Origin of the sequence: Pseudomonas sp. PSPC3-2 (genome assembly GCF_049897085.1) — a bacterium.
GTDB lineage: Bacteria > Pseudomonadota > Gammaproteobacteria > Pseudomonadales > Pseudomonadaceae > Aquipseudomonas > Aquipseudomonas paraveronii.
The window spans coordinates 222889-246647 of the sequence record NZ_JAFCVO010000009.1; the positions used below are offsets into that span (position 1 = coordinate 222889).

Annotated in this window: 21 protein-coding genes; 17 read left to right on the forward strand and 4 right to left on the reverse strand. The window is 59.3% G+C overall.

The window, feature by feature from the left end; genetic code table 11:
• The first annotated feature begins 105 nt into the window (after positions 1 to 105).
• The gene (locus ACP7CJ_RS17080) at positions 106 to 915 is read left to right on the forward strand and encodes a UDP-2,3-diacylglucosamine diphosphatase (RefSeq protein ID WP_247401752.1); all 810 of its coding nucleotides are present in this window, start codon (positions 106 to 108) and stop codon (positions 913 to 915) included.
• A gap of 129 nt (positions 916 to 1044) precedes the next feature.
• Here ACP7CJ_RS17080 and ACP7CJ_RS17085 read toward each other — a convergent pair whose 3' ends face one another.
• The 3 genes from ACP7CJ_RS17085 to phhA all read right to left on the reverse strand — a co-directional run bounded on the left by ACP7CJ_RS17085 (position 1045) and on the right by phhA (position 3496).
• A complete protein-coding gene (locus ACP7CJ_RS17085; protein WP_276194227.1) occupies positions 1045 to 2241 on the reverse strand; it encodes an amino acid aminotransferase in 1197 nt (398 codons plus the stop codon).
• Positions 2241 to 2597 carry a 4a-hydroxytetrahydrobiopterin dehydratase gene (locus tag ACP7CJ_RS17090; RefSeq protein ID WP_426100052.1) on the reverse strand — a complete coding sequence of 119 codons (357 nt, stop codon included), beginning with the start codon at positions 2595 to 2597 and terminating at the stop codon, positions 2241 to 2243. The genes ACP7CJ_RS17085 and ACP7CJ_RS17090 overlap by 1 nt, the downstream gene beginning before the upstream one ends.
• Before the next feature lie 107 nt (positions 2598 to 2704).
• Positions 2705 to 3496 carry a phenylalanine 4-monooxygenase gene (gene phhA / locus ACP7CJ_RS17095; RefSeq protein WP_276194225.1) on the reverse strand — a complete coding sequence of 264 codons (792 nt, stop codon included), beginning with the start codon at positions 3494 to 3496 and terminating at the stop codon, positions 2705 to 2707.
• Positions 3497 to 3751: 255 nt separating this feature from the next.
• Here phhA and ACP7CJ_RS17100 point away from each other — a divergent pair, with 255 nt between their 5' ends.
• A complete protein-coding gene (locus ACP7CJ_RS17100; protein ID WP_276194224.1) occupies positions 3752 to 5338 on the forward strand; it encodes a sigma-54-dependent transcriptional regulator in 1587 nt (528 codons plus the stop codon).
• A 40-nt stretch (positions 5339 to 5378) separates the two neighbouring features.
• Here ACP7CJ_RS17100 and ACP7CJ_RS17105 read toward each other — a convergent pair whose 3' ends face one another.
• Positions 5379 to 6143: a hypothetical protein gene (locus tag ACP7CJ_RS17105; RefSeq protein ID WP_426100051.1), complete on the reverse strand. Its 765-nt coding sequence runs from the start codon at positions 6141 to 6143 to the stop codon at positions 5379 to 5381.
• A 599-nt stretch (positions 6144 to 6742) separates the two neighbouring features.
• Here ACP7CJ_RS17105 and ACP7CJ_RS17110 point away from each other — a divergent pair.
• From ACP7CJ_RS17110 to ACP7CJ_RS17180, 15 genes are all read left to right on the forward strand, one after another.
• Complete coding sequence (locus tag ACP7CJ_RS17110) at positions 6743 to 7483, forward strand: flagellar basal body rod protein FlgF (RefSeq protein WP_276194222.1); 741 nt, start codon at positions 6743 to 6745, stop codon at positions 7481 to 7483.
• A 67-nt stretch (positions 7484 to 7550) separates the two neighbouring features.
• Positions 7551 to 8336, forward strand: a complete 786-nt coding sequence (flgG, locus tag ACP7CJ_RS17115) for a flagellar basal-body rod protein FlgG (protein ID WP_426100050.1) — start codon at positions 7551 to 7553, stop codon at positions 8334 to 8336.
• A gap of 53 nt (positions 8337 to 8389) precedes the next feature.
• Entirely contained in the window at positions 8390 to 9085 is a 696-nt protein-coding gene (flgH, locus tag ACP7CJ_RS17120) for a flagellar basal body L-ring protein FlgH (protein WP_276194220.1), read from the forward strand.
• A 27-nt stretch (positions 9086 to 9112) separates the two neighbouring features.
• A complete protein-coding gene (locus ACP7CJ_RS17125) occupies positions 9113 to 10201 on the forward strand; it encodes a flagellar basal body P-ring protein FlgI (RefSeq protein WP_426100111.1) in 1089 nt (362 codons plus the stop codon).
• Positions 10202 to 10205: 4 nt separating this feature from the next.
• Positions 10206 to 11471, forward strand: a complete 1266-nt coding sequence (gene flgJ, locus ACP7CJ_RS17130; protein WP_276194219.1) for a flagellar assembly peptidoglycan hydrolase FlgJ — start codon at positions 10206 to 10208, stop codon at positions 11469 to 11471.
• A 10-nt stretch (positions 11472 to 11481) separates the two neighbouring features.
• On the forward strand, positions 11482 to 13518 hold the full coding sequence (gene flgK, locus ACP7CJ_RS17135) for a flagellar hook-associated protein FlgK (protein ID WP_276194218.1): 2037 nt from the start codon (positions 11482 to 11484) through the stop codon (positions 13516 to 13518).
• A gap of 14 nt (positions 13519 to 13532) precedes the next feature.
• The gene (locus ACP7CJ_RS17140) at positions 13533 to 15116 is read left to right on the forward strand and encodes a flagellar hook-associated protein 3 (protein ID WP_426100049.1); all 1584 of its coding nucleotides are present in this window, start codon (positions 13533 to 13535) and stop codon (positions 15114 to 15116) included.
• A gap of 276 nt (positions 15117 to 15392) precedes the next feature.
• Positions 15393 to 16322 carry a ketoacyl-ACP synthase III gene (locus tag ACP7CJ_RS17145; RefSeq protein ID WP_276194216.1) on the forward strand — a complete coding sequence of 310 codons (930 nt, stop codon included), beginning with the start codon at positions 15393 to 15395 and terminating at the stop codon, positions 16320 to 16322.
• Between the two features lie 265 nt (positions 16323 to 16587).
• A complete protein-coding gene (locus ACP7CJ_RS17150) occupies positions 16588 to 18030 on the forward strand; it encodes a flagellin (RefSeq protein WP_426100048.1) in 1443 nt (480 codons plus the stop codon).
• Positions 18031 to 18105: 75 nt separating this feature from the next.
• Positions 18106 to 18465 (forward strand): flagellar protein FlaG, encoded by a 360-nt coding sequence (locus ACP7CJ_RS17155; protein ID WP_426100047.1) that lies wholly within the window; start codon positions 18106 to 18108, stop codon positions 18463 to 18465.
• 80 nt (positions 18466 to 18545) lie between these two features.
• Entirely contained in the window at positions 18546 to 19937 is a 1392-nt protein-coding gene (fliD, locus tag ACP7CJ_RS17160; RefSeq protein ID WP_426100046.1) for a flagellar filament capping protein FliD, read from the forward strand.
• 142 nt (positions 19938 to 20079) lie between these two features.
• On the forward strand, positions 20080 to 20469 hold the full coding sequence (gene fliS, locus ACP7CJ_RS17165) for a flagellar export chaperone FliS (RefSeq protein WP_426100045.1): 390 nt from the start codon (positions 20080 to 20082) through the stop codon (positions 20467 to 20469).
• 24 nt (positions 20470 to 20493) lie between these two features.
• A complete protein-coding gene (locus ACP7CJ_RS17170) occupies positions 20494 to 20790 on the forward strand; it encodes a flagellar protein FliT (protein ID WP_276194212.1) in 297 nt (98 codons plus the stop codon).
• A 169-nt stretch (positions 20791 to 20959) separates the two neighbouring features.
• The gene (locus ACP7CJ_RS17175) at positions 20960 to 22435 is read left to right on the forward strand and encodes a sigma-54 dependent transcriptional regulator (RefSeq protein ID WP_276194211.1); all 1476 of its coding nucleotides are present in this window, start codon (positions 20960 to 20962) and stop codon (positions 22433 to 22435) included.
• Positions 22436 to 22545: 110 nt separating this feature from the next.
• Positions 22546 to 23757 (forward strand): sensor histidine kinase, encoded by a 1212-nt coding sequence (locus tag ACP7CJ_RS17180; protein ID WP_426100110.1) that lies wholly within the window; start codon positions 22546 to 22548, stop codon positions 23755 to 23757.
• Positions 23758 to 23759: the final 2 nt, after the last annotated feature.

The following is a 23759-nucleotide window of genomic DNA, read 5'->3' on the forward strand; positions in this document are numbered from 1 at the left end:
CAACGCTTTGCGAGGAGCCTGCGCTGTCATCAGACTGACGCATAGCTGTCATGGGCTATTAATCGCGAGGGCGCAAGCTCGCGAAAACACCGTCGAGGGATGCCCATGACCCGTGCCGAATTCGCCACACCCAGCCGTAAGCAACGGGTTCGTACCCTGTGGATTTCCGATGTGCATTTGGGCACCCGGGATTGCCAGGCCGAACACTTGTCGCAATTCCTCAAGGGCTACCACGCCGACAAGGTGTACCTGGTCGGTGACATCATCGATGGCTGGAAACTGCGCGGCGGCATGTATTGGCCCCAGGCCCACACCAATGTGATCCGCCGCCTGTTGACCATGGCCAAGCGCGGCACGGAGGTGATCTACGTCACCGGCAACCACGACGAATTCCTGCGCCGCTACTCCAAGCTGATCCTGGGCAACATCCAGTTGGTGGACGAAGCCATTCACGTCACCGCCGATGGTCGCCATCTCCTAGTGATCCACGGCGACCAGTTCGATGTGATCACGCGCTATCACCGCTGGTTGGCTTTCCTCGGTGACTCGGCCTACGAGTTCACCCTGACGTTAAACCGTTGGTTGAATCACTGGCGTGCGCGGTATGGCTACGGTTACTGGTCGCTCTCGGCGTATCTGAAGCACAAGGTGAAGACCGCGGTGAGTTTTATCAGCGATTTCGAAGAAGCCATCGCCCACGAAGTGACCCGGCGCGAATTGCATGGGGTGGTGTGCGGGCATATTCACCATGCGGAGATTCGCAAGGTAGGCGAGGTGGACTACCTCAACTGTGGGGATTGGGTGGAGTCGTGCACAGCGTTGATCGAGCACTGGGATGGGAGTATCGAGTTGTATCGGTTGGCGGATGCGCAGGCTAAAGAGGCGCAGCTAAAATCGGAGATGGTCGCGGGCTAAGGCCTTGTTCGGCCCCGAAAGTGAGAGCGGGCTTGCTCGCGATAGCGCAGTGTCGGTCACTGTATTTGGCAACTGATTCACCGCTATCGCGAGCAAGCCCGCTCTCACATGGGGTGCCTGTTTCGTCAGTCAGACGCTGCAGACATCGGCAATCGCTTGCGCCAGCAGGGTCAATCGCCTTGCATCGATCCCCGCCACATTCGCCCGCCCCGAGCTGACCATATACACGCTGTGCTTCGCGCGCAGTTGCTTGACCTGCTCGGCACTCAAGCCGGTATAGGAAAACATCCCACGTTGCGCGCCGATATGCGCAAACCGCTCGGCCAGCCCGTGTGGCGCCAGGGCCTCGACCAGTCCGGAGCGCAACTGCGCAATGCGCGCGCGCATCGCTTCGACTTCGCCGCTCCACTGCGCCTTCAGCTCGGCGTCACCGAGGATCGTCGCGACGACTGCCGCGCCGTGGTCCGGTGGGGTTGACCACAGGTTGCGCGCGATATTTGCCAACTGGCTGCGTACATCCGTGAGTTTCTCGGCATTCGCCGCACACACGATCAGCGCGCCGACACGGTCGCTATACAGGCCGAAGTTCTTCGAGCAGGAGCTGGTGATCAGCACTTCCGGCAGCTCGGCCGCGAACAGCCGCACCGCCCAGGCGTCCTGCTCCAGGCCGTCGCCAAAGCCCTGGTAGGCGAAGTCGATCAGCGGCAGCAGGTGGCGCTCGCGCACGATCTGCAAGACCTGGCGCCAGTCCTCCTGGGACAGGTCGAAACCGGTCGGGTTATGGCAGCAGGCGTGCAGCAGCACCACGTCGCGCTCGGGCACCGTGGACAAGGTCGCCAGCATTGCGCCCACATCCAGCCGATTGTCCGCGCCGACGTAAGGGTAGTGACTGACCTTGATCCCGGCCTTGGCGAAGATGCTTTCGTGGATCGGCCAGGTTGGGTTGCTCAGCCATACGCCGCGGCCGGGCAGGCTGTGGGCGATAAAGTCGGCGCTCAGGCGCAGGGCTCCGGTGCCGCCTGGGGTCTGGGTCGCGCCGGCGCGGTGTTCACGCAGCAGCGCGGACTCGGCGCCGAGCACCAGCTCGCTGATCAACCTGCCGAACGCGGCGTCGCCGTGGCCGCCAATGTAGGTCTTGGTGGTTTGCCGTTCCACCAGGCGCTGCTCGGCTCGCTTCACCGAAGGGGGAATCGGTGTCAGCCCTTGGTCGTCCTTATACACGCCCACGCCGAGGTCGAACTTGTTCGGGTTGGCATCCTGGGCATACAGGTCCATCAGCCCGAGGATCGGGTCGCCGGGCACGCGGCCAATCGCATCAAAATGCATTACTTGCGGCCCTCGGCACCCTTGGCCACTTCGTCGGTGCGCGCGGCCATGATGAAGTCGTTGCGGTGCAGGCCTTTGATGGAGTGGCTCCACCAGGTCACCGTGACCTTGCCCCACTCGGTGAGCAGGCCTGGGTGGTGGCCTTCAGCTTCGGAGATTGCACCCATGGCGTTGGTAAAGGCCAGGGCGAACCTGAAGTTCTTGAACAGGAAAACCTTCTCTAACTGCATGACGCCATCGCGCACTTCAATGTTCCAGTCGGGGATCTGTTTGAGCAGCACCGGTAGTTCTTCATCGCTGACTTGCGGGGCATCGGCGCGGCAGGCTTCACAGTGGGCTTGGTTCAAGGTCGTCATGGGGGGGGTGTCCTGAATTCGAGTGTTTGGAAAACGGTCGTCAGTGGCGTCACCCTAAAGCAACGCGGGACCAGGGAACAGATTCACCTGGCTTCAAAACCTACGGTTCACGCGGCTTTGGGCTTGGGTGCGAAGAGCGGTGTGTGCAGACCCAGCTGCATCCCACGCTCGACCATGCCCATGATGTCTTCCTGCGCTACGTCGAACAGGCGCTTGAGCTCGGGCAAGACAAAATATAGCGGTTGCAGGATGTCGATGCGATACGGCGTGCGCATCGCCTCCAGCGGATCGAAGGCTTGATGTTTGGGCTCGGACGACAGGCTGTACACCGTCTCCTTGGGCGACGACAAAATACCGCCACCATAGATGCGCCGACCGGCGGGCGTGTCCACCAGGCCAAATTCGATGGTCATCCAATACAGGCGCGCCAGGTACACCCGCTGCTCCTTGGTGGCCGCGAGGCCGAGCTTGCCGTAGGTGTGGGTGAATTCGGCGAACCAGGGATTGGTCAGCAGCGGGCAGTGGCCGAAGATTTCGTGGAAAATATCTGGCTCTTGCAGGTAGTCCAATTCTTCGTGGGTGCGAATAAAAGTCGCCACCGGAAACTGCTTGTTGGCGAGTAATTCGAAGAACGTCTGGAAGGGAATCAGCGCTGGCACACGGGTGACTTGCCAGCCGGTGGTCTCGGCCAGCACCGTGTTGATTTCGCTCAGTTGCGGGATGCGATCCAGGGGCAGGCCGAGCTTGTCGATGCCGTCCAGGTATTCCTGGCAGGCGCGGCCCTCGATCACTTTCAACTGGCGCGTGATCAGGGTGTTCCACACCGCATGTTCTTCCGGCGGGTAGTGGATAAAACCTTGCGCATCGGGCTCGCGGGCCACGTAGTGCGTCTGCTTCATACGGCTCTCCTGCTGGCAATCGTTCTTGTTATGTCCTGCGATGTACGTATTGATAACCCGGCTGGAGCGAGATTCCATCCGCCTGCGCGAGGAGGTTGTAGGAAAATTTACTGCTATTCGTAAAGTATTCGTTACGGATGGGCCGCTAATCGATGTGTTGGGCTGTAAAAAGGTCGCCAGGTGTAACATAATCTTGACGATTATCTGCGCCCAGCGACAAAAAGACGCGGCGCCTACTCTTCTTCGGGCCTTTTCATGCGTATCAAAGTGCATTGCCAGAACCGCATCGGCATCCTGCGGGACATTCTCAACCTGTTGGTGGAGTACGGCGTCAACGTCGCCAAGGGCGAGGTCGGCGGTGAGCATGGCAACGCCATTTACCTGTTTTGCCCGAACCTGGTGAACATGCAATTCCAGGCGTTGCGCCCAAAGTTCGAGGCGATTGCCGGGGTGTTTGGTGTAAAGCGTGTAGGGCTGATGCCCAGCGAGCGTCGGCATATGGAGCTCAATGCGCTGCTCGGTGCCCTGGAGTTTCCAGTGCTGTCCATCGACATGGGCGGCTCGATCGTCGCCGCCAACCGTGCGGCCGCGCAGTTGCTCGGGGTGCGGGTGGACGAGGTGCCGGGCATTCCGCTGTCGCGCTACGCCGAGGATTTCGATTTGCCGGAGCTGGTGCGCGCGAGCAAATCGCGGATCAATGGCCTGCGGGTCAAGGTCAAGGGTGACGTGTTCCTGGCGGACATCGCGCCGCTGCAATCGGCCGAACACGACGACAGCGAAGCCATGGCCGGCGCGGTGTTGACCCTGCACCGTGCCGACCGCGTCGGTGAGCGTATTTATAATGTGCGCAAGCAGGAACTGCGTGGCTTCGACAGTATCTTCCAGAGTTCCAAGGTCATGGCTGCCGTGGTTCGTGAAGCGCGGCGCATGGCGCCATTGGATGCGCCGCTATTAATAGAGGGCGAAACCGGCACCGGCAAGGAGCTGCTTGCCCGCGCCTGTCACCTGGCCAGCCCCCGTGGCCAATCACCGTTGATGGCCCTCAATTGTGCCGGCCTGCCGGAGTCGATGGCCGAGACCGAACTGTTTGGCTACGGCCCCGGCGCTTTTGAAGGGGCGCGGGCCGAAGGCAAGCTGGGGCTGCTGGAGCTGACAGCGGGCGGTACGTTGTTTCTTGATGGCGTCGGGGAAATGAGCGCACGGTTGCAGGTGAAGTTGCTGCGCTTCCTGCAGGACGGTTGCTTTCGCCGAGTCGGCAGTGATGAAGAGGTGTACCTGGATGTGCGGGTGATTTGCGCAACCCAGGTGGACCTTTCGGAACTCTGCGCGCGGGGTGAATTCCGCCAGGACCTTTATCACCGCCTGAACGTGCTGTCGCTGCATATCCCGCCTCTGCGCGAATGCCTCGATGGTCTGGGGCCACTGGTGGAACACTTTCTCGACCAAGCCAGCCGACAGATCGGCTGCCCGTTGCCCAAACTGGCCCCGGCCGCTATGGATCGGCTCAGCCATTACCACTGGCCGGGCAATGTACGGCAGTTGGAAAACGTGTTGTTTCAGGCGGTGTCGTTGTGTGAGGGCGGGACGGTCAAGGCTGAACACATTCGCCTGCCGGACTACGGCGTGCGTCAGCCCCTTGGCGATTTTTCCCTGGAAGGCGGCCTGGAAGCCATCGTCGGTCGTTTTGAAAGGGCCGTGCTGGAAAGTCTGTATGCCGAACATCCCAGCAGTCGGCAGTTGGGTAAGCGCTTGGGCGTTTCCCATACAACGATTGCGAACAAGTTGCGGGACTATGGCATGAGCAAGGAAAGTGCTGGCAAGCGTCCTGAACACGGCACTTGAAAGGCGCTATGTTCAGGTTGTTCTGCGGTGGCAGGCAGCGTTAAAACACCAGGAAACCCCTGTCCGGGCCTATGACGATGGAGCTACCCGTCTCCTTCTCTATCCAGGCCAGATTGGCTTCTTGATCCGGATGGGTGGGGTAGAGTATGCCCAGGTTGTAGTTCTTGTCTTTCGGCAGTCCCTCAAGGCTCTTCGTAATGTCAGGGGACAGCGCTCCGTACTTTCCGGATCTCAGTGCGTCGGTTGATATCCCTTCATTGGTACTTTTGGGGTTGAGGATTGACAGGTCGATGTGTTCGAGCAACGCCGAGCCATGGGGTGGAAATAATCTACCCTCTTTGCGACTTTCGATTTCGATGGCGGCGCCACCTTTTTGCGGAACCCAAAATACGCCGCCACTCATCCTTTCATTCTCTTCTTTAGAGATTGAGACGATTCGGTAATCCTGGTTTTTATCCAGTTTTTCCAGTTCTTTGAGTGCGCTGCGCGACAAGGGGCCGAACTTACCGCTGCGCACATCGTTAGCGGACACGCCAAAGTCGGCTTCAAAGGTCCTGGTCGGGAGGCTCTGCAGCAGTTTTTGTAGTGCGAAGACCGTTGGATTGACGTCACAGCATGGCGTTTCCCAATCCCTGTTTTTCGCGTAATTGTTTGGGTTTAACTCTGGGCGTGTCTCCAGCGGACGTCGTTGTTCCGAAGGCCGGGTGTTTAACGACTCGACTATGTTGAGAAGGTTGTTATAAAGAAATTGTATTTGCCAGTTTGTTGCTGCTTGCATAGAAGGAGTGTTGCAAGTGCCAGACATTTAAATACCCTTAAGTGCGAATAAGTTGATAAGGCGCGAATGATCGTAAAGTAGTCGTGACTGCTTTGCGATGGAGCGAAGTTACGAGAGCTGTATTTAATCGCCAAGCGGGTTTTGATCAGTAAATGTAAAAGGCTATCGGAGTATTCTTGTTTGGGGTTGGGTTTGTCTGGTTGTTATAAAAAACAAGAGAACTACATATGTGCTCACTCATTTGCGGTGCCGTCAGGTAGGCGGCTTTTTTGGGGTTTGTAATGGGTGGACAATAAAACTTCGCGCCAGTCGTTTCGAGATGACCAGGGAGGAGGGCAAGTGCCCAGTGGCTTGCCAAGTGTTTCAGCGGTTCGGCTTCATCCGCGACCATCCAATGCCGTCGCGCTTGAGTGCTTGGAAAACACCCGTAGGACTCCAACCTTTGCCGTCAGCGGCATAACTCCGCCGTTTTTTCGACTCCTCCTGGGCCGGTCTTTTTCGACGCCTTGCCGCAAACCCTTGCCCCGCCTGGACTTTCTGCGCTTTTAGAAAGTTGGTTCGAAAATTGCTTAAGTCTTATCAGTACAGCGGTGGGCGGCAAGCGTCCGTCAGAAAGAGGATAAAGCGTGGACAAGTACCTTTACGTGGCAATGACCGGCGCCAGCCAGAATGCTCTGGCGCAGAAGGCCCATGCCAACAATCTGGCGAACATTTCCACCAACGGCTTCCAGCGCGATCTGGAGCAGGCGCGCTCGATACCGGTGTTCGGCGACAGCTTTCCGGCGCGGGCATTTGCCCTGACCGAGCGGCCCGCCACCGATTTCTCTCCGGGCGCCATGATCGAAACGGGTCGTGACCTCGATGTGGCGGTCGGCGGCGACGGCTGGATGGCCGTGCAAACCCCAGATGGCAGCGAAGCCTACGTGCGCAGCGCCAGCATGAATGTTGATGCGCTCGGCGTGCTGCGGGCCGGCAATGGTATGCCGATCATGGGCAACGGTGGCCCGATCGCCGTGCCGCCGCAGCAGCAGATTGAAGTGGGCGCCGACGGCACCGTCAGCATTCGCGCGATGGGTGAAGGCCCACGGGTGATGGCTGAAGTGGATCGGATCAAGCTGGTCAAGCCCGACGTCAAGAACATGACCAAAGGCCTGGACGGTACCATCCACACCAAGGACGGCCAGCCGGCCCAGGTCGATGCGAGCGTCAAGCTGACCTCGGGTTTCCTGCAGGCGAGCAACGTCAATGCGGTGGAAGAAATGACTGCGGTGCTGGCGCTTTCCAAGCAGTTCGAGCTGCACATCAAGATGATGAACAGCGCTAAAGAAGACGACCAGGCCATGACGCGCGTTTTGGCAATGAGCTGATTGCGGTTTCACTGAATACTAATTTTGCGGCGCAGCGCCAACAAACAGGCGCACGAAGGAGAACAGCATGCTTCCGGCTCTATGGGTTGCCAAAACAGGTCTGTCTGCCCAGGACACCAACCTGACCACTATTTCCAACAACCTGGCGAACGTTTCGACCAAGGGCTTCAAACGTGATCGCGCCGAGTTCCAGGACTTGCTCTATCAGATCAAGCGCCAGCCAGGTGCCCAGTCGACCCAGGACAGCGAACTGCCGTCGGGCCTGCAATTGGGTACCGGTGTGCAGATCGTCGGCACCCAGAAAAATTTCACGGCCGGTAACCTGCAGCAAACCGGTCAGCCTCTGGACATGGCGATCAACGGCAAAGGGTTCTTCCAGATCCTGCAACCAGACGGGACTACGTCCTACAGTCGAGATGGTACTTTCCACCTGGACTCCAACGGCCAAATCGTCACGGCCAACGGTTTTGCCTTGCAGCCGGCCATCGTCGTGCCTGCCAATGCCCAGACCTTCACCGTCGGCAACGATGGCACCGTGTCCATCACCGTGGCTGGCAACCCGGCGTCGCAAGTGATCGGCAACGTGCAAACCGCCGACTTCATCAACCCGGCCGGCCTGCAAGCCATAGGTGGCAACCTATTCCTGGAAACCGCCTCCAGTGGTGCACCGCAAATCGGCACCCCTGGCCTGAACGGCTTCGGCACCACGCTGCAAAGCACCCTGGAAACCTCCAACGTCAGCACCGTGGAAGAGATGGTCAACATGATCACCACTCAGCGCGCCTACGAGATGAATTCCAAGGTGATTTCCACCGCCGACCAGATGCTTTCGTTCGTTACGCAGAATCTGTAATCAAGTCTATGGGGCGCTCCTTAGGGCGCCTGCAACACCGTGAGGTTAGGGTCATGAATCGCTATGTTTCCGTTCTGGCATTAAGTGGGATTGCCGTGCTCGCGGGCTGTGTCGCCCCGACGCCAAAACCCAATGACCCGTACTACGCGCCGGTGTTGCCGCGCACGCCGTTGCCGGCGGCGGCCAATAACGGCTCGATCTACCAGGCCGGTTTCGAACAGAACCTGTACGGCGACCGCAAGGCGTTCCGGGTCGGTGACATCATCACCATCACCCTCAACGAGAAAACCACGGCCAGCAAGAACGCCAACTCCCAAGTGGACAAGACCAGCAAGAACAGTGTTGGCCTGACCTCGTTGTTCGGCGCCGTGCCGAACACCAACAACCCCTTGGGCAGTGGTGACTTGAGCTTGAGCGCAGGCTACAGCGGTGACCGTGCCACCAACGGCAAGAGCTCTGCTGGACAGAACAACAGCCTGACCGGTTCGATCACCGTGACGGTGGCCGATGTATTGCCCAACGGCATCATCGCCGTGCGCGGTGAGAAGTGGATGACCCTCAACAGCGGTGACGAACTGGTGCGCATCGCCGGCATGGTCCGTGCCGACGACATTGCCACCGACAACACCGTATCGTCGACGCGCATTGCCGATGCACGCATTACCTACTCGGGTACGGGTTCGTTTGCTGATGCGAGTCAGCCGGGCTGGTTCGACCGTTTCTTCCTTAGCCCGCTGTTCCCTTTCTAGGTGGCCACTTTGAAATTCAAACAGCTGATGGCGGCGGCACTGTTGCTGTCCCTGAGCGCAGTCGCCCATGCCGAACGCCTGAAAGACATCGCCAGCATTTCCGGCGTGCGTTCCAACCAGTTGATCGGTTATGGCCTGGTGGTCGGGCTCAACGGTACGGGTGACCAGACCACCCAGACCCCGTTCACCCTACAGACCTTCAACAACATGCTCTCGCAGTTCGGCATTAAGGTGCCGGCGGGTTCAGGCACCGCGCAGCTGAAAAACGTCGCGGCCGTGTCGATCAGCGCCGACTTGCCGGCATTCTCCAAGCCGGGTCAGGTAGTGGACATCACTGTGTCGTCCATCGGTAACTCGAAAAGCCTGCGCGGCGGCACCCTGTTGATGACGCCGCTCAAAGGTATCGACGGCAACGTCTACGCCATCGCCCAGGGCAACCTGGTGGTGGGCGGGTTTGACGCCGAAGGCCGCGACGGCTCGAAGATTACGGTGAACGTGCCGTCGGCCGGTCGTATCCCCGGCGGCGCCACGGTTGAACGCACCGTGCCCAGCGGCTTCAACCAGGGCAACAGCCTGACCCTGAACCTCAACCGTTCCGACTTCACCACCGCCAAGCGTGTGGTCGACAAGATCAACGACATGCTCGGCCCTGGCGTCGCCCAGGCTATCGACGGCGGCTCGGTCCGGGTTACCGCGCCGCTGGACCCAAGCCAGCGCGTGGATTACCTGTCGATCCTGGAAAACCTTGAGGTCGACCCCGGCCAGGCGGTGGCCAAGGTCATTATCAACTCGCGCACCGGCACTATCGTCATCGGCCAGAACGTCAAGGTGTCGCCGGCCGCGGTGACCCACGGCAGCCTGACCGTGACCATTACCGAAGACCCGATCGTCAGCCAGCCTGGGCCGTTGTCCAATGGCCAGACCGCCGTGGTACCGCGCTCGCGGGTGAATGCCCAGCAAGAAGCCAAGCCGATGTTCAAGTTCGGCCCCGGCACCACCCTGGACGAGATTGTCCGCGCGGTGAACCAGGTGGGCGCAGCGCCCGGCGACTTGATGGCGATCCTCGAAGCATTGAAACAGGCCGGCGCCTTGCAAGCCGACCTGATCGTGATCTGAGGCCATGGCCATGGATATGCGCAAGAGCGGGATCAGCAGCACGGCGGACTCGGGGTCTTATTCCGACTTGAACCGGCTTAATCAGCTCAAGGTCGGCGCCGACAAGAACAGCGACGGCAACATGCGCAAAGTGGCGCAGGAGTTCGAGTCGCTGTTCCTGAGCGAGATGCTCAAGTCCATGCGCTCGGCCACCGAGGCCCTGGGCAAGGACAACCCACTGAACACCCCGGCTGCCAAGCAGTACCAGGAAATGTACGACCAGCAACTGGCCGTCTCGATGTCCCGCGAGGGCGGTGGTATCGGCCTGGCCGACGTGCTGATGCGCCAGATGCAGAAGAACAAGCCGGTGGACGCCCAGGCGGCCACCTTGCAGGGGCCGGCGGCGGCTGAACCGGTGAAGAAAGTCGATGTGCCGACTGAAATCGCCGCCGGCACCCAGGCGACCGGGCCATTGGGCCGCTCCAATGGCCAGCGACCACTGTGGGCCTACCGCGTGGCCGTCGCCGAAGGCGCCAGCGCTCACACCAACGACGTGGCGCTGATGAACCAGCGCCGTATCGCCTTGCCGAGCAAGCTGACCGATCGACTGCTCGCCGGCATCGTGCCAACTGCGCCGGTCGCTATCGATGCCAACCGCGCGCCACTGCGTAACAGCGCCTTCGATGACAACGTGATCAACAGCAGCGCACACAGTTCTGCCGTGCCCAGCGGCCGCATGCAGGTCTACGGCCGCGCCGTGGCCCAGCCGCCGTTGGCACCAGCGAAGAAAGCCTTCAGCTCCCAAGATGAATTTGTCGCCACCATGTTGCCGATGGCCAAGGCCGCAGCGGCGCGTATCGGTGTCGATCCGAAGTACCTGGTGGCCCAGGCCGCCCTGGAAACCGGTTGGGGTAAATCGGTGATGCGCGCCGAGGATGGCAGCAGCAGCCACAACCTGTTCGGTATCAAGGCCGGCCAGAGCTGGCAGGGCGGCCAGGCCCGCGCGATCACCAGCGAGTTTCGCGATGGGGCAATGGTCAAGGAAACGGCGCAGTTCCGTTCCTACGATTCCTACCAGGACAGCTTCCATGACCTGGTGACGTTGTTGCAAAGCAATGATCGCTATAAAGAAGTTGTGAAATCAGCCGACAACCCGGAACAGTTTGCGCGCGAGTTGCAAAAAGCCGGTTATGCAACCGATCCGGATTACGCCAGTAAGATTTCGCAGATTGCCAAAACGATGAACAGCTACCAGAACTACGCTGCCGCGGGCGCGACCACTCATTTATAAGGTCTGAATCATGAGTTTGCTCAATATCGGGATGTCGGGGTTAAACGCCGCTCAAGGATCGTTGTCAGTCCTGAGTAACAACATTGCCAACGTCAACACCCCGGGATACTCGCGCCAGCAGACCACGCAGAATGCCAGCGTCAGTAACCAGTACGGCGGCGTGTATATCGGCAGTGGCACCACCCTTGGTGATGTGCGCCGTATTTATAACGATTTTCTGGGGGCCGCCTACCAGAAGAGCACCTCGCTCAACAGCGATGCCACCGCTTACGCGGGCCAGGCCTCTGCGATCGACAAGACCCTGTCGGACAAGTCCACCGGCATGTCCTCGGCGCTCAGCTCGTTTTTTGCCTCCCTACAGACCGCTGCGGCAACGCCCAGCGATGTGTCCGCGCGCCAACTGCTGGTGACCAGCGCCCAGACCCTGAGTAACCGCTTCAACTCGATTTCCTCACAGCTGACCCAGCAGAGCGAAGGCATCAACAGTCAGTTGAGCACCATGAGTGACCAGGTCAACAAGCTGACCTCCTCGATTGCCTCGCTGAACAACCAGATATCACAGGTCCAGGGTTCGTCGAACAGTACGCCGAACAATCTGCTGGATGCGCGCGATGAAGCGGTTCGCTCGCTCAACGAGCTGATCGGTGTCACCGCGACTGAGAAGAACGGCCAGTACAGCATCAACACCGGAACGGGGCAGTCGCTGGTCGAGGGCAGTACCTCCAATACGATTTCCGCCGTGCCCAGCAGCACCGACAATAGCCAGTACACCATCCAGCTCAAAATGGGCAGCACGTCGATGGACATCGGTTCTGTGGTGACCGGCGGCAGCATCGGCGGCCTGTTGCGCTATCGCAGTGATGTGCTGACGCCGGCGATCAACGACCTGGGGCGCATCGCCCTTGCGACCGCCGACAGCGTGAACAGCCAGTTGGGCCAGGGCCTGGATCTCAACAGCGATTTCGGTTCTTCGCTGTTCAGCGATATCAACAGCGCAACGGCCATTGCCCAGCGTAGCCAGGGGGCTGCGGGTAACAGCGCAGGGTCGGGCAACTTGAACGTGACGATTGCCGACAGCAGCAAGCTGTCGACCTTCGACTACAAGGTCACCTTCACCAGCGGCAACCAGTACAACGTGGTGCGCTCCGACGGTAAAGCCATGGGCGCGTTCGACACCACCACCACGCCGCCGCCGGTGATTGACGGGTTCACACTGGCGTTGGATGGCAATGGGCCGGTTGCTGCTGGGGATAGCTTCAAAGTCCGCCCGACGGCGACGGGCGCCAGCAACATCGGCGTCGGCGTCACAGACCCCAACAAACTGGCTTTTGCAGGGCCATTGGCCGGTAATGCAAGCAAGACCAACACCGGCACTGGCACATTTACAGCACCGACTTTGACGGTGCCGATAGACATCAATGGCGGCGCCACTACTGCTCAGTTGCGCACCGGGATCGAGAATTCGATGCCGGTGAAGATGGTGTTCGGCAAGCCAGCGGCGGACGGCACCCAGCCCTACACGCTCAGCGATGCCCAGGGCAACTCGATCGGCACCGGCAGCATTATCCCGGGCCAGGACAATAAGATCACCGCCAATGTGCCGATGCGCGATGCCACTGGCGCGTTGATTCCAGGCAAGAGCTTTAGTTTCGATACCACCGTGGCGGGTGCGCCTGCCAACGGCGACAGCACCACCTTTTCGTTCAACAGTGGCGCGACCTCCGATGGTCGCAACGCGCAGCAGTTGCTGGGTTTGCAGACCAAGGCGACGGTCGGTGCGGTGGATGGCAATGCGGGCGTGAGCCTGGTCAGCGCCAACAGCCGTCTGGTGTCTCAGGTCGGTTCCAAGGCCGCCCAGGCCAACACCGACAGCACCGCCACTGGCGCCCTACTGACGGCAAATAAGGCGGCTAGCAACTCTGCGTCCCAGGTCAACCTGGACGAGGAGGCGAGCGACATGATCAAGTTTCAGCAGTACTACACCGCGTCGTCGCAAATCATCAAGGCCGCGCAAGAAACCTTCAGCACACTGATTAACGCCCTTTAAAGGAGTCTGGAACGATGCGTATCTCTACACAGCAGTATTTCGACACCAGCTCCAGCAAGTATCAGGACAACTATTCGGGTGTGGTGAAGGCCCAGGACCAGGCGAGTTCCGGTGTCCGCGTACAAACGGCCTCCGATGACCCGGTGGCCGCTGCGCAATTGCTGATGCTGCAACAGCAAAAAGACATGCTGGGGCAGTACAACGGCAATATCACCACTCTGCAGAACTCGTTGACCAACGAAGAGAGCGTCCTGTCGAGCATCAATACGGTGATGCAAACCGCCAGCGGCTTGGCGTTGCAGGCCGGTAACCTCAAGCTCAGCGATGATGATCGCAGGGCGATCGCCAGTCAGGTGGGGGCGCTGGAAGACCAGGTATTGGGCCTGCTCAACACCAAGGACTCCAGCGGCAACTACATGTTCTCCGGGGCCAAGACCGATACGCCGCCCTATAATCGCAATAATGATGGCACTTACACCTACCAGGGTGATGAGACGTCTCTGAGCCTGCAGGTGTCGAGTAACTTGACGGTTGCGGCGGGGGATACCGGCAAGACGTTGCTGGAGAGTTCATCCAACACCGGTCGCACCCAGGCCACGCTGTTGCCGCCGGCGGTCAACGATGGCACGGTTGGGATTTCGGCCGGCCTTGTCACGTCCGGCACGGATTACACCAAGAGTTTTGCCGATGGCCAGCCTTATAAGCTGACTTTCGCCAGCAGCACCCAATACAGCGTGACCGACAATGCCGGTAACGATGTCACGTCCGAGATCACCGGTAACGGGACATTTGACGCTACCAAGGAAGGCGCTTCCAGCGTCAACCTTCGTGGGGTGAAGTTCGACATCCGCCTGAACCTGGGGGCGGATGTGGCGACGGGGGCTCCCTCCGATGCGTTGGTGGCGGGCACGGCATTCACTTTGGAAAGCAAGCCGGATACATTCAGCCTTTCGCGTACCGCGAGTAATGCATCCACGGCGCAGTTGACCGGCGGTCAGGTTACGAATCAGGCGGCCTACGCCAGCACCTTCCCCAACTCGGGGGCGGTGGTCAAGTTCACCAGCGGTAACGCTTATGAGGTGTACGCTCAGCCGTACACGGCCAACAGCAAGACGATCGCCACAGGTACCATGCTCACTGGCGCGACGTCGATCACCGCTGCCGGTGTGACCTTTGGTGTGAGTGGTACGCCGGGTGCGGGGGATCAGTTCTCCGTCGGTGCCACCAGCAACAAGAATATGAATGCCCTGGATACCCTGGGCCAGTTGCGCAAGGCCCTGCTAACGCCGGCCGATGCCAGCCAGGTCGCCAAGAACTCGCTCAAGGATGCGTTGAACACCTCCATCGGCAACTTGGCCAACGCCTCGGCGCAGATCGACCAAGTGCGTGGCTCCATCGGCGCGCGCCAGAACGCCCTGGATATTCAGGGCCAGGAAAACACCAGCCTGAGTTTGGCCAATACCTCCACCATGTCGTCGCTGGCAAACGTCGACATGGGGCAGGCCGCCATTGACCTGACGTTGCAACAGACCATGCTGCAGGCCTCGCAGCAGGCCTTCGTGAGAATCTCTCAGTTGAGCCTGTTCAGCCGCATGTAATCAACAGCAGGACTCGCGGCCCCACCTGGCAACAGGGGGGCCGTTGTCGTTTCTGGCGGCGGGAATGTTGCAGGGTTTTGCACAAAGCGCACAAAATTGAGTGACCTGTGAGTCATAAAGCGCATCTTCACTGTATCGTGTGAAAAGGATAAGTCACCTGCGGGTCTTTGCGTGGCGGCTTTCAGCGAAATTTTTACGGGGTTATCCCCTTTATTTTCAGCGCTCCCGGCATAGTCCGAGGGGTGTTATCCAGCTATTTAGTATTGGGAAGCCACAATGATTGGCATAAAAAGTATCGCCAGTTACGTGCCGGCAGACGGGATCGATAACTACGCCCAGGGTGCCAAATTCGCCAAGGATGAAGAATTCATCATCGGCAAGATCGGTTCGGCGTTCCTGCCGCGTAAGGATGCCGCGCAGGAAACCTCCGACCTGTGCGTCGAGGCGGTCAATGCCTTGTTTGCTGCCAACCCTCAGTTGTCGCGCGAATCCATTGACGCACTGGTCGTCGTGACCCAGAACGGCGATGAGGAGGGTTTGCCTCACACGGCCGCTATCGTTCAGGACAAATTGGGCCTGCCGACCCATGTGGCTGCGTTTGATCTCTCCCTGGGCTGCTCCGGCTATGTCTACGGCATCTATGTGATGAAGGGCTTCATGGAAGCGACCGGCCTGAAAAACGGCCTGCTGATCACCGCCGACCCGTATTCGAAGATTGTCGACCCGGACGACCGCAACACCACCATGCTCTTCGGCGATGCCGCCACCGCCACCTGGATGGGGGAAGACCCTGAGTGGTTGCTGGGCAAGTCGAAGTTCGGTACCGACGGTTCCGGCGCGCCGCATTTGAAGGTCAGTGATGGCGTGTTTTTCATGAATGGTCGCCAGGTGTTCAACTTCGCCTTGCTCAAGGTGCCGGCGCATTTGCACGAGCTGCTCAACGAATCGGGCCTCAAGGCCGACGACATCGACGCCTTCTGCATTCACCAGGGCAGTGCGGCGATTGTTGATGCCGTGGCCCGGCGTTTCGAAGATGCACCTGTGGAGAAGTTCATCAAGGACATGGTCGAAACCGGCAACACCGTGTCTTCGAGCATTCCGTTGCTGCTGGAAAAACGCATGAATGACCCCGACTGGAAGCGCGTTGCAATCAGTGGGTTTGGTGTGGGCCTGTCGTGGGGATCGGCGATTCTCTATCGCCCGTGATCCTCTGATGGTGCGGCACAAAAAACGCCCAGGCTCAAAAAGCCTGGGCGTTTTTTATTTGGCGCCAGAAAGCCCAGTATTTACGGGGCGGCAGGCGATCGTAAATGCTTGAATTCCAAAGGGTGGCCCCGTGCTAGTAAAAAAAATCAAAAAAATCCTCAAGCAACCTGCATTCACGACGATAACTATTACGAAGGTTCTCTAGGCCACACCCGGCGGTTGCCAGGGCCGGAAGCCGCAGTACACCACCCACGAGGATTTCGTCATGGCATTAACAGTAAACACTAACCTTGCTTCGCTGAACGTTCAGAAAAACCTGAACAGTGCTTCCACTGCCCTGCAAACCTCCATGCAGCGCCTGTCCTCTGGCCTGCGTATCAACAGCGCTAAAGACGACGCCGCCGGCCTGCAAATCTCCGACCGTCTGACCAGCCAAATCAACGGCCTGGGCGTTGCGATCAAAAACGCCAACGACGGTAGCTCGATTGCTCAGACCGCTGAAGGCGCGATGCAGCAGTCCACCAACATCCTGCAAAGCATGCGTACTCTGGCTCTGCAATCCGCGAACGGCTCGCCAAGCGCTGAAGACCGTAAGTCGAACCAGGCTCAATACTCCGCTCTGACTGCTGAATTGACCCGTATCGCGACCACCACCACCTTCGGTGGCAAGAACCTGCTCGACGGTTCTTTCGGCACTACTTCGTTCCAGGTCGGCGCCAACGCCAACCAGACTATCGACATGACCATCGGTAACGTTGCCGCCAACAACATTGGTTCGCAACAGCTGAAAACCCAGGCCCTGACGCCTAACGCAACCGGTATCGGCGCTGGCGCGATCATCGTTACCGGTGGTGGTCAGTCTGCAACAGTGAACCTGGCAGCTGGCGCTTCCGCCAAGCAGATCGCTACGCAAATGAACGGCGCTGTCGGTGGCCTGGCTGCTACTGCCAGCACTGAAGCTCAGTTCACTGTGAACGCGGCTACCATTGCTGGCGCTACTCCGCCTAACGCCAACTTCACCCTGCAAGTGGGTAGCGGTTCTGCGGTCCAGTTCACTGGCGTGACCAGCACTTCCGACCTGGCTGACCAACTGAAGTCCAACGCTGCCAAGCTGGGCATCAGCGTTAACTACGATTCGACTACCAACTCTCTGTCGGTCAAGTCTGACACTGGTGAGAACCTGACCTTCAACGCTGGCGACGGCGGTGCTGCTGGTATCTCGGTTGCAACCAAAGGCGGTAGCGGTGCCTACGGTACTGCTACTGCTCTGGCCGCCACCGCTATCGTTGCGACCGGTGCTGTTTCGCTGAACTCTTCCAACAGCTACGCGCTGAACGGTGCTGGTGTAACGGGTTTGTTCGCCGCCACAGGTACTGCTGCCAACTCCGCCAAAACCACCGTCAACAACACCGACGTTACCACTGCTAGCAACGCGCAGAACGCGATCGACGTGATCACCCAGGCGATCTCGGACATCGACTCCCAGCGTGCCGGTCTCGGTGCTGTACAAAACCGTTTCGACAACACCGTTGCCAACCTGACTAGCATCGCCAACAACTCCACTGCCGCTCGCGGCCAGATCCAGGACGTTGACTACGCTGCTGAAACTGCTCAGTTGACCAAGCAACAAACCCTGCAACAGGCGTCCACTGCGATCCTGTCCCAGGCCAACCAACTGCCTTCCGCTGTACTGAAGCTGCTTCAGTAATAGCCATCGGTAGATGACTGACGGAAGGGCGCGTTTACGTGCCCTTTTGTCTTTTGCGTGATGAGGAGATTGGACATGGACATGAGCGTCAAGTTGAACCAGTCTTATCCTGCAGCGGCGCCGCAGAGTGCTCCTGCCGCCAAGAGCAGCGACCCGCAGCAAACCAAGGTCGATCCTACGGTTGCCACGGTCGAACCCAAACAGGACTCGAAGCCGTCGGACCTTGAACAGGCGGTGACGGATATTCGCAAATTCGTCCAGGCTACCCAGCGTAACCTGGATTTTTCCATTGATGACTCCACCCATCAGGTGGTGGTCAAGGTCATTGCGACCGAAACCGGCGAGGTCATTCGTCAGATCCCTTCGGAAACGGCATTGAAACTCGCACAAAACCTTCACGACGCCAGCAACGTGTTGTTTAACGCCAAAGTCTGAGCTGGCATGAATTTTGTTGCTGTAGCTGCTTGAGGCGTCGTCCGTCAAGAAAGCGCCAGCCCCAATCAGGAGATAGAGTCATGGGTGATATCACGGTAAGCGGCCCGGTTACGGGTATCAACACTGAGTCGATCGTGACAGCTTTGGTGAACGCGGAACAAGCACCCAAGCAGTCGCAGATCAACAAGCAAACGCAGACGTCGACCGCCCAGCTGTCCTCGATCGGCAAGATTCAAGCGGCGCTGGATGCTTTTCGCGGTGCCATGGACAACATGGCCAAGGACGCCAGTATCGGCGGTATGACGGCGAGCACCTCGGATTCCAGCATTTCCTCCATCACCCTGGGTGCCGGTGCCTCCACCGGGACTTACGCGCTGGTGGTCAACCAGTTGGCGACGGCCTCTAAGGTCGCTAGCAAGACTTACGCGGGCGGTGCGTCGACGGTCATCAACTCGACCGCCTCAGCGACCAGCCTGACGCTCTCCCAATCGGGTAAGAATTATTCGGTCAATGTGCCCGCGGGCGCGACGTTGCAGCAAGTGCGCGACTCGATCAACTCGCAATACACGAGCGCAGGCTTGAGTGCCAACATCCTGACCGACTCCACGGGTTCCCGTCTGGTCATGACGTCGACCAATACCGGGGCCGGCACCGACATTACCATTGGCGGCAACTCCGGCCTGGAAGTCGGCACCTCGGTGTTGGCGGGCGGCGTGCCGCAGAATGCGAAATACACCATCGACGGTACGGCGCAGGAATCCAAGAGCAACAACCTGGCTGACGCGATCAGTGGCGTGAGTATCAAGTTGACGGGCGTCTCGGCAATGTCTTCTGACGGCGTTAACCGGGTGGCGTCGACCATTTCGGTCACACGTAGTACCGACACGCTCAAGAGCTCGGTCAAGGGGTTCGTGGATACCTATAACGCCTTGGTAACCGCGATGAACACTGAGACGGCAGTCACCACCAACGCTAATGGCACTACCACGGGCTCTGCGCTGACGGGCGATGCCACCATGCGCAATCTGCAGTCGGCTTTGCGTAGTCAGTTGAACGCATTGTCGGGTTCGGGAACGTTGAAGTCCCTGGCTCAGTTTGGTGTGAATACTGACCAGACAAGCGGCAAGCTGAGCATTGACGATAAACTGTTCGGTGCGGCTGTCTTGACTAACCCCACCGACATCGGCGGCATCTTCAACGGTGACAATGGTCTGCTGGCGCGTATGAAATCGGCGACTGACAGCTATGCGCTAAGCAATACCGGCATCCTCGCCACGCGTTCAACGACGCTGTCGAGCGACCTCAAGGATATGCAAACCCAGCAGGATACTCTAACGGCGCGCATGGCCGCGCTGAAGACGAGTCTGACCGCTAAATACACGGCGATGAACAACCTGGTTGCGCAGCTCACCTCTCAACGAACAAGCGTCATGACCACGCTCGATTCACTGAACAGTACGAAGAGCAACTGATCCTCAATGAGGCCGCCCGGCGAGGTGATGACCTTTGTCGGGCGTGGCCTTCGCCAGACCGCCGGCTTAAAGTTTTTTGCGATACCGTCGACATAATTACCAGAGCCGTTCTTTTTAGTGTTGCCTGTCACGAGGTAGAAAAATGAATCCCATGAGAGCCCTTCGCCAATATCAGAAGGTCAATTCCCATGCCCAGGTCTCCGAGGCCAGCCCACACCGTTTGGTCCAGATGCTGATGGAAGGCGCTTTGGATCGCATGGCTCAGGCCAAGGGCGCCATGGCTCGTGGTGATATCGCGCAAAAAGGCTTGTTGTTGGGCAAGGCGATCGACATCTTGATCGGCTTGCGTGATGGCCTTAACCCAAAAAAAACTGATGACCCGGCGGCGTTGCAGCAACTGGATAACCTGTACGCCTATATGACCACGCGCCTGCTGGAAGCAAACAGCAAGAGCGATGTCACCATGATCGACGAAGTAGCCGGCCTGATGATTACGCTCAAGGAAGGCTGGGACGGTATTGCAACACTGTAGGCCTTTGGGCCTGAGGAAGATGTCATGAGCCACGCCCTGCAACGGATTGACGAAACCCGCGAAGCTTTGGTCGACGCATTGGCTGAACGTAATTGGGACGCTATCGGCGAACTGGATATGGGCTGCCGTGCGGTGATTGATGAGGCGCTCAATAATGCGCCGGTGGACGAGGATGCCCTGCGGGAAAAGCTCGAGAGCTTGTTGGCGGTCTATCAGCAGTTGCTTGAGGTGACGACTGGCGAGCGCCAGGCGATTTTCGAAGAGATGTCGCAGATCAACCGAGCGGAAAATGCGTCAAAGGTTTACCATCTGTTCGGTTGACCGGGCGCAGTTAATCCGAACGGCGCGTCATATATTTGACTGTGCCAGCATTTTTGACTTAACTAGTGCTGTTTTCAGATTTCAGACGTCTAGTAAGGTAAGAAGTCTTACAGGCATCTAGATAGCCCACACTCTGGGCGGAGCGTTTTACTAGGGAAGTTGCTATTGCATGTGGCGTGAAACCAAAATTCTGCTGATTGATGACGATAGCGTCCGCCGCCGCGATTTAGCGGTGATTTTGAATTTTCTCGGCGAAGAAAATCTTCCCTGCGGTAGCCACGATTGGCAGCAGGCGGTCAGCTCGTTGTCGTCGAGCCGTGAAATCCTTTGTGTGCTGATTGGGACGGTAAACGCTCCTGGCGCAGTTCTGGGCTTGTTAAAGACACTGTCAACCTGGGATGAGTTCCTTCCGGTGTTGCTGATGGGCGATATTTCTTCGCTCGACCTGCCGGAAGACCAGCGCCGCCGCGTGTTGTCCACCCTGGAAATGCCGCCCAGCTACAGCAAATTGCTCGACTCCCTGCACCGCGCCCAGGTCTATCGCGAAATGTACGACCAGGCCCGTGAGCGTGGTCGCCACCGTGAGCCCAACCTGTTCCGCAGCCTCGTTGGCACCAGCCGGGCGATCCAGCACGTGCGCCAGATGATGCAGCAAGTGGCCGATACCGACGCCAGCGTGCTGATCCTCGGCGAGTCGGGCACCGGCAAGGAAGTGGTCGCGCGCAACCTGCACTATCACTCCAAGCGCCGCGACGGGCCGTTTGTGCCGGTCAACTGCGGGGCGATCCCGGCAGAGCTGCTGGAAAGCGAATTGTTCGGCCACGAGAAGGGCGCCTTTACCGGGGCGATCACCAGCCGTGCCGGGCGTTTCGAGCTGGCCAACGGCGGCACCCTGTTCCTCGACGAAATCGGCGACATGCCGCTGCCGATGCAGGTCAAGCTGCTGCGCGTGCTGCAGGAGCGCACCTTTGAGCGCGTGGGCAGCAACAAAACCCAGAGCGTCGACGTGCGCATCATTGCGGCGACCCACAAGAACCTCGAAAGCATGATCGAGGTCGGCAGCTTCCGCGAAGACCTCTATTACCGCCTCAATGTGTTCCCGATCGAGATGGCTCCGCTGCGTGAGCGCGTGGAAGACATCCCGCTGCTGATGAACGAACTGATCTCACGCATGGAGCACGAAAAGCGCGGCTCGATTCGCTTCAATTCGGCGGCGATCATGTCCCTGTGCCGCCACGCCTGGCCGGGCAACGTCCGCGAGCTGGCCAACCTGGTGGAGCGCATGGCGATCATGCATCCCTACGGTGTGATCGGCGTGGTCGAGCTGCCGAAGAAATTCCGCTACGTCGACGAAGAAGACGAGCATCTGGTGGACAGCCTGCGCAGTGACATGGAAGAGCGGATCGCCATCAACGGCCATACCCCGGACTTCGGTGCCAACGCCATGCTGCCGCCGGAAGGGCTTGACCTCAAAGACTACCTCGGCAACCTCGAACAAGGGCTGATCCAGCAAGCCCTGGACGACGCCAACGGCATCGTCGCCCGTGCGGCCGAGCGCTTGCGCATCCGTCGAACCACCCTGGTGGAGAAGATGCGCAAGTACGGGATGAGTCGTCGAGACGGTGATGAACAGGCAGATGATTGACGCCTGTTTTTCAAGCCACTGTTTTATAGGTGGTTTTTTTTAGGCACGGGTATTGCTACAGCCCTCGCAACGTTCCGTTTAACTGACGGTCAGCCAAGCGAGAGAGCATGATGCCCCACGCCGCCCAACTATCTTCGGTCCCTGAGCTCCAGGGGCCGGTCCCGACCGCCGAACAGCTCAGCCGACATGGCCTTGAGCAGGCGTTCTCGCTGTTCAGCCAGATGTCCAGCCAACTGAATGACTCCTATAGCCTGTTGGAAGCGCGGGTCTCCGAGCTCAAGGGTGAACTGGCGGTCGTCAGTGCGCAGCGCATGGAAGAGCTGGCCGAGAAAGAGCGCCTGGCCAACCGTCTGCAAAACCTCCTCGACCTGTTGCCCGGCGGCGTGATCGTCATCGACGACCAGGGCCGCGTGCGCGAAGCCAACCCGGCCGCCTGCGACCTGCTCGGGCTGCCGTTGGAGGGCGAGCTATGGCGCCATGTCATCACCCGCTGCTTCGCACCGCGTGACGATGACGGCCATGAAATCTCCCTCAAGGATGGGCGCCGCCTGTCTATCGCCACGCGCTCCCTGGATGCCGAGCCCGGCCAACTGGTGCTGCTCAACGACCTGACTGAAACCCGTCACCTGCAAGACCAACTGGCGCGCCATGAACGCTTGTCGTCGTTGGGAAGGATGGTCGCTTCTTTGGCGCATCAGATCCGCACGCCGTTGTCGGCGGCGTTGATCTACGCCAGTCATTTGACTGATGAGCAATTGCCCGCCGAAACCCAGCAGCGTTTTGCCGGACGACTCAAGGAGCGTTTGCATGAGTTGGAGCACCAGGTGCGCGACATGCTGGTGTTTGCCCGCGGAGAATTGCCGCTGACCGACCGCCTCACCCCGTCCGGCCTGATGCAGGCCCTGCAAGCGGCGGCCGCCACCCACGTCCAGGGCGCCAATGTGCGCTGGCAGTGCGACAGCCACCAAGGCGAATTGTTGTGCAACCGCGACACGCTGGTGGGCGCGCTGCTCAACCTGATCGAAAACGCGACCCAGGCCAGCGGCCCCGGCGCGCAGCTCAAGGTGCATCTGTACACCCGCGCACAAACCCTGCGCCTGTGCATCAGCGACAGCGGTAGCGGCATCGAGCCGGGGGTGCTGCAACGCCTCGGCGAACCGTTTTTTACCACTAAGACCAACGGTACGGGCCTGGGCCTGACGGTGGTCAAGGCAGTGGCACGTGCCCATCAGGGAGAATTGCAACTGCGTTCCCGCTTGGGGCGTGGCACCTGTGCATTGATGACCTTGCCGCTGTTTTCATGCGCGGCAAGCGCGGAGTAAAA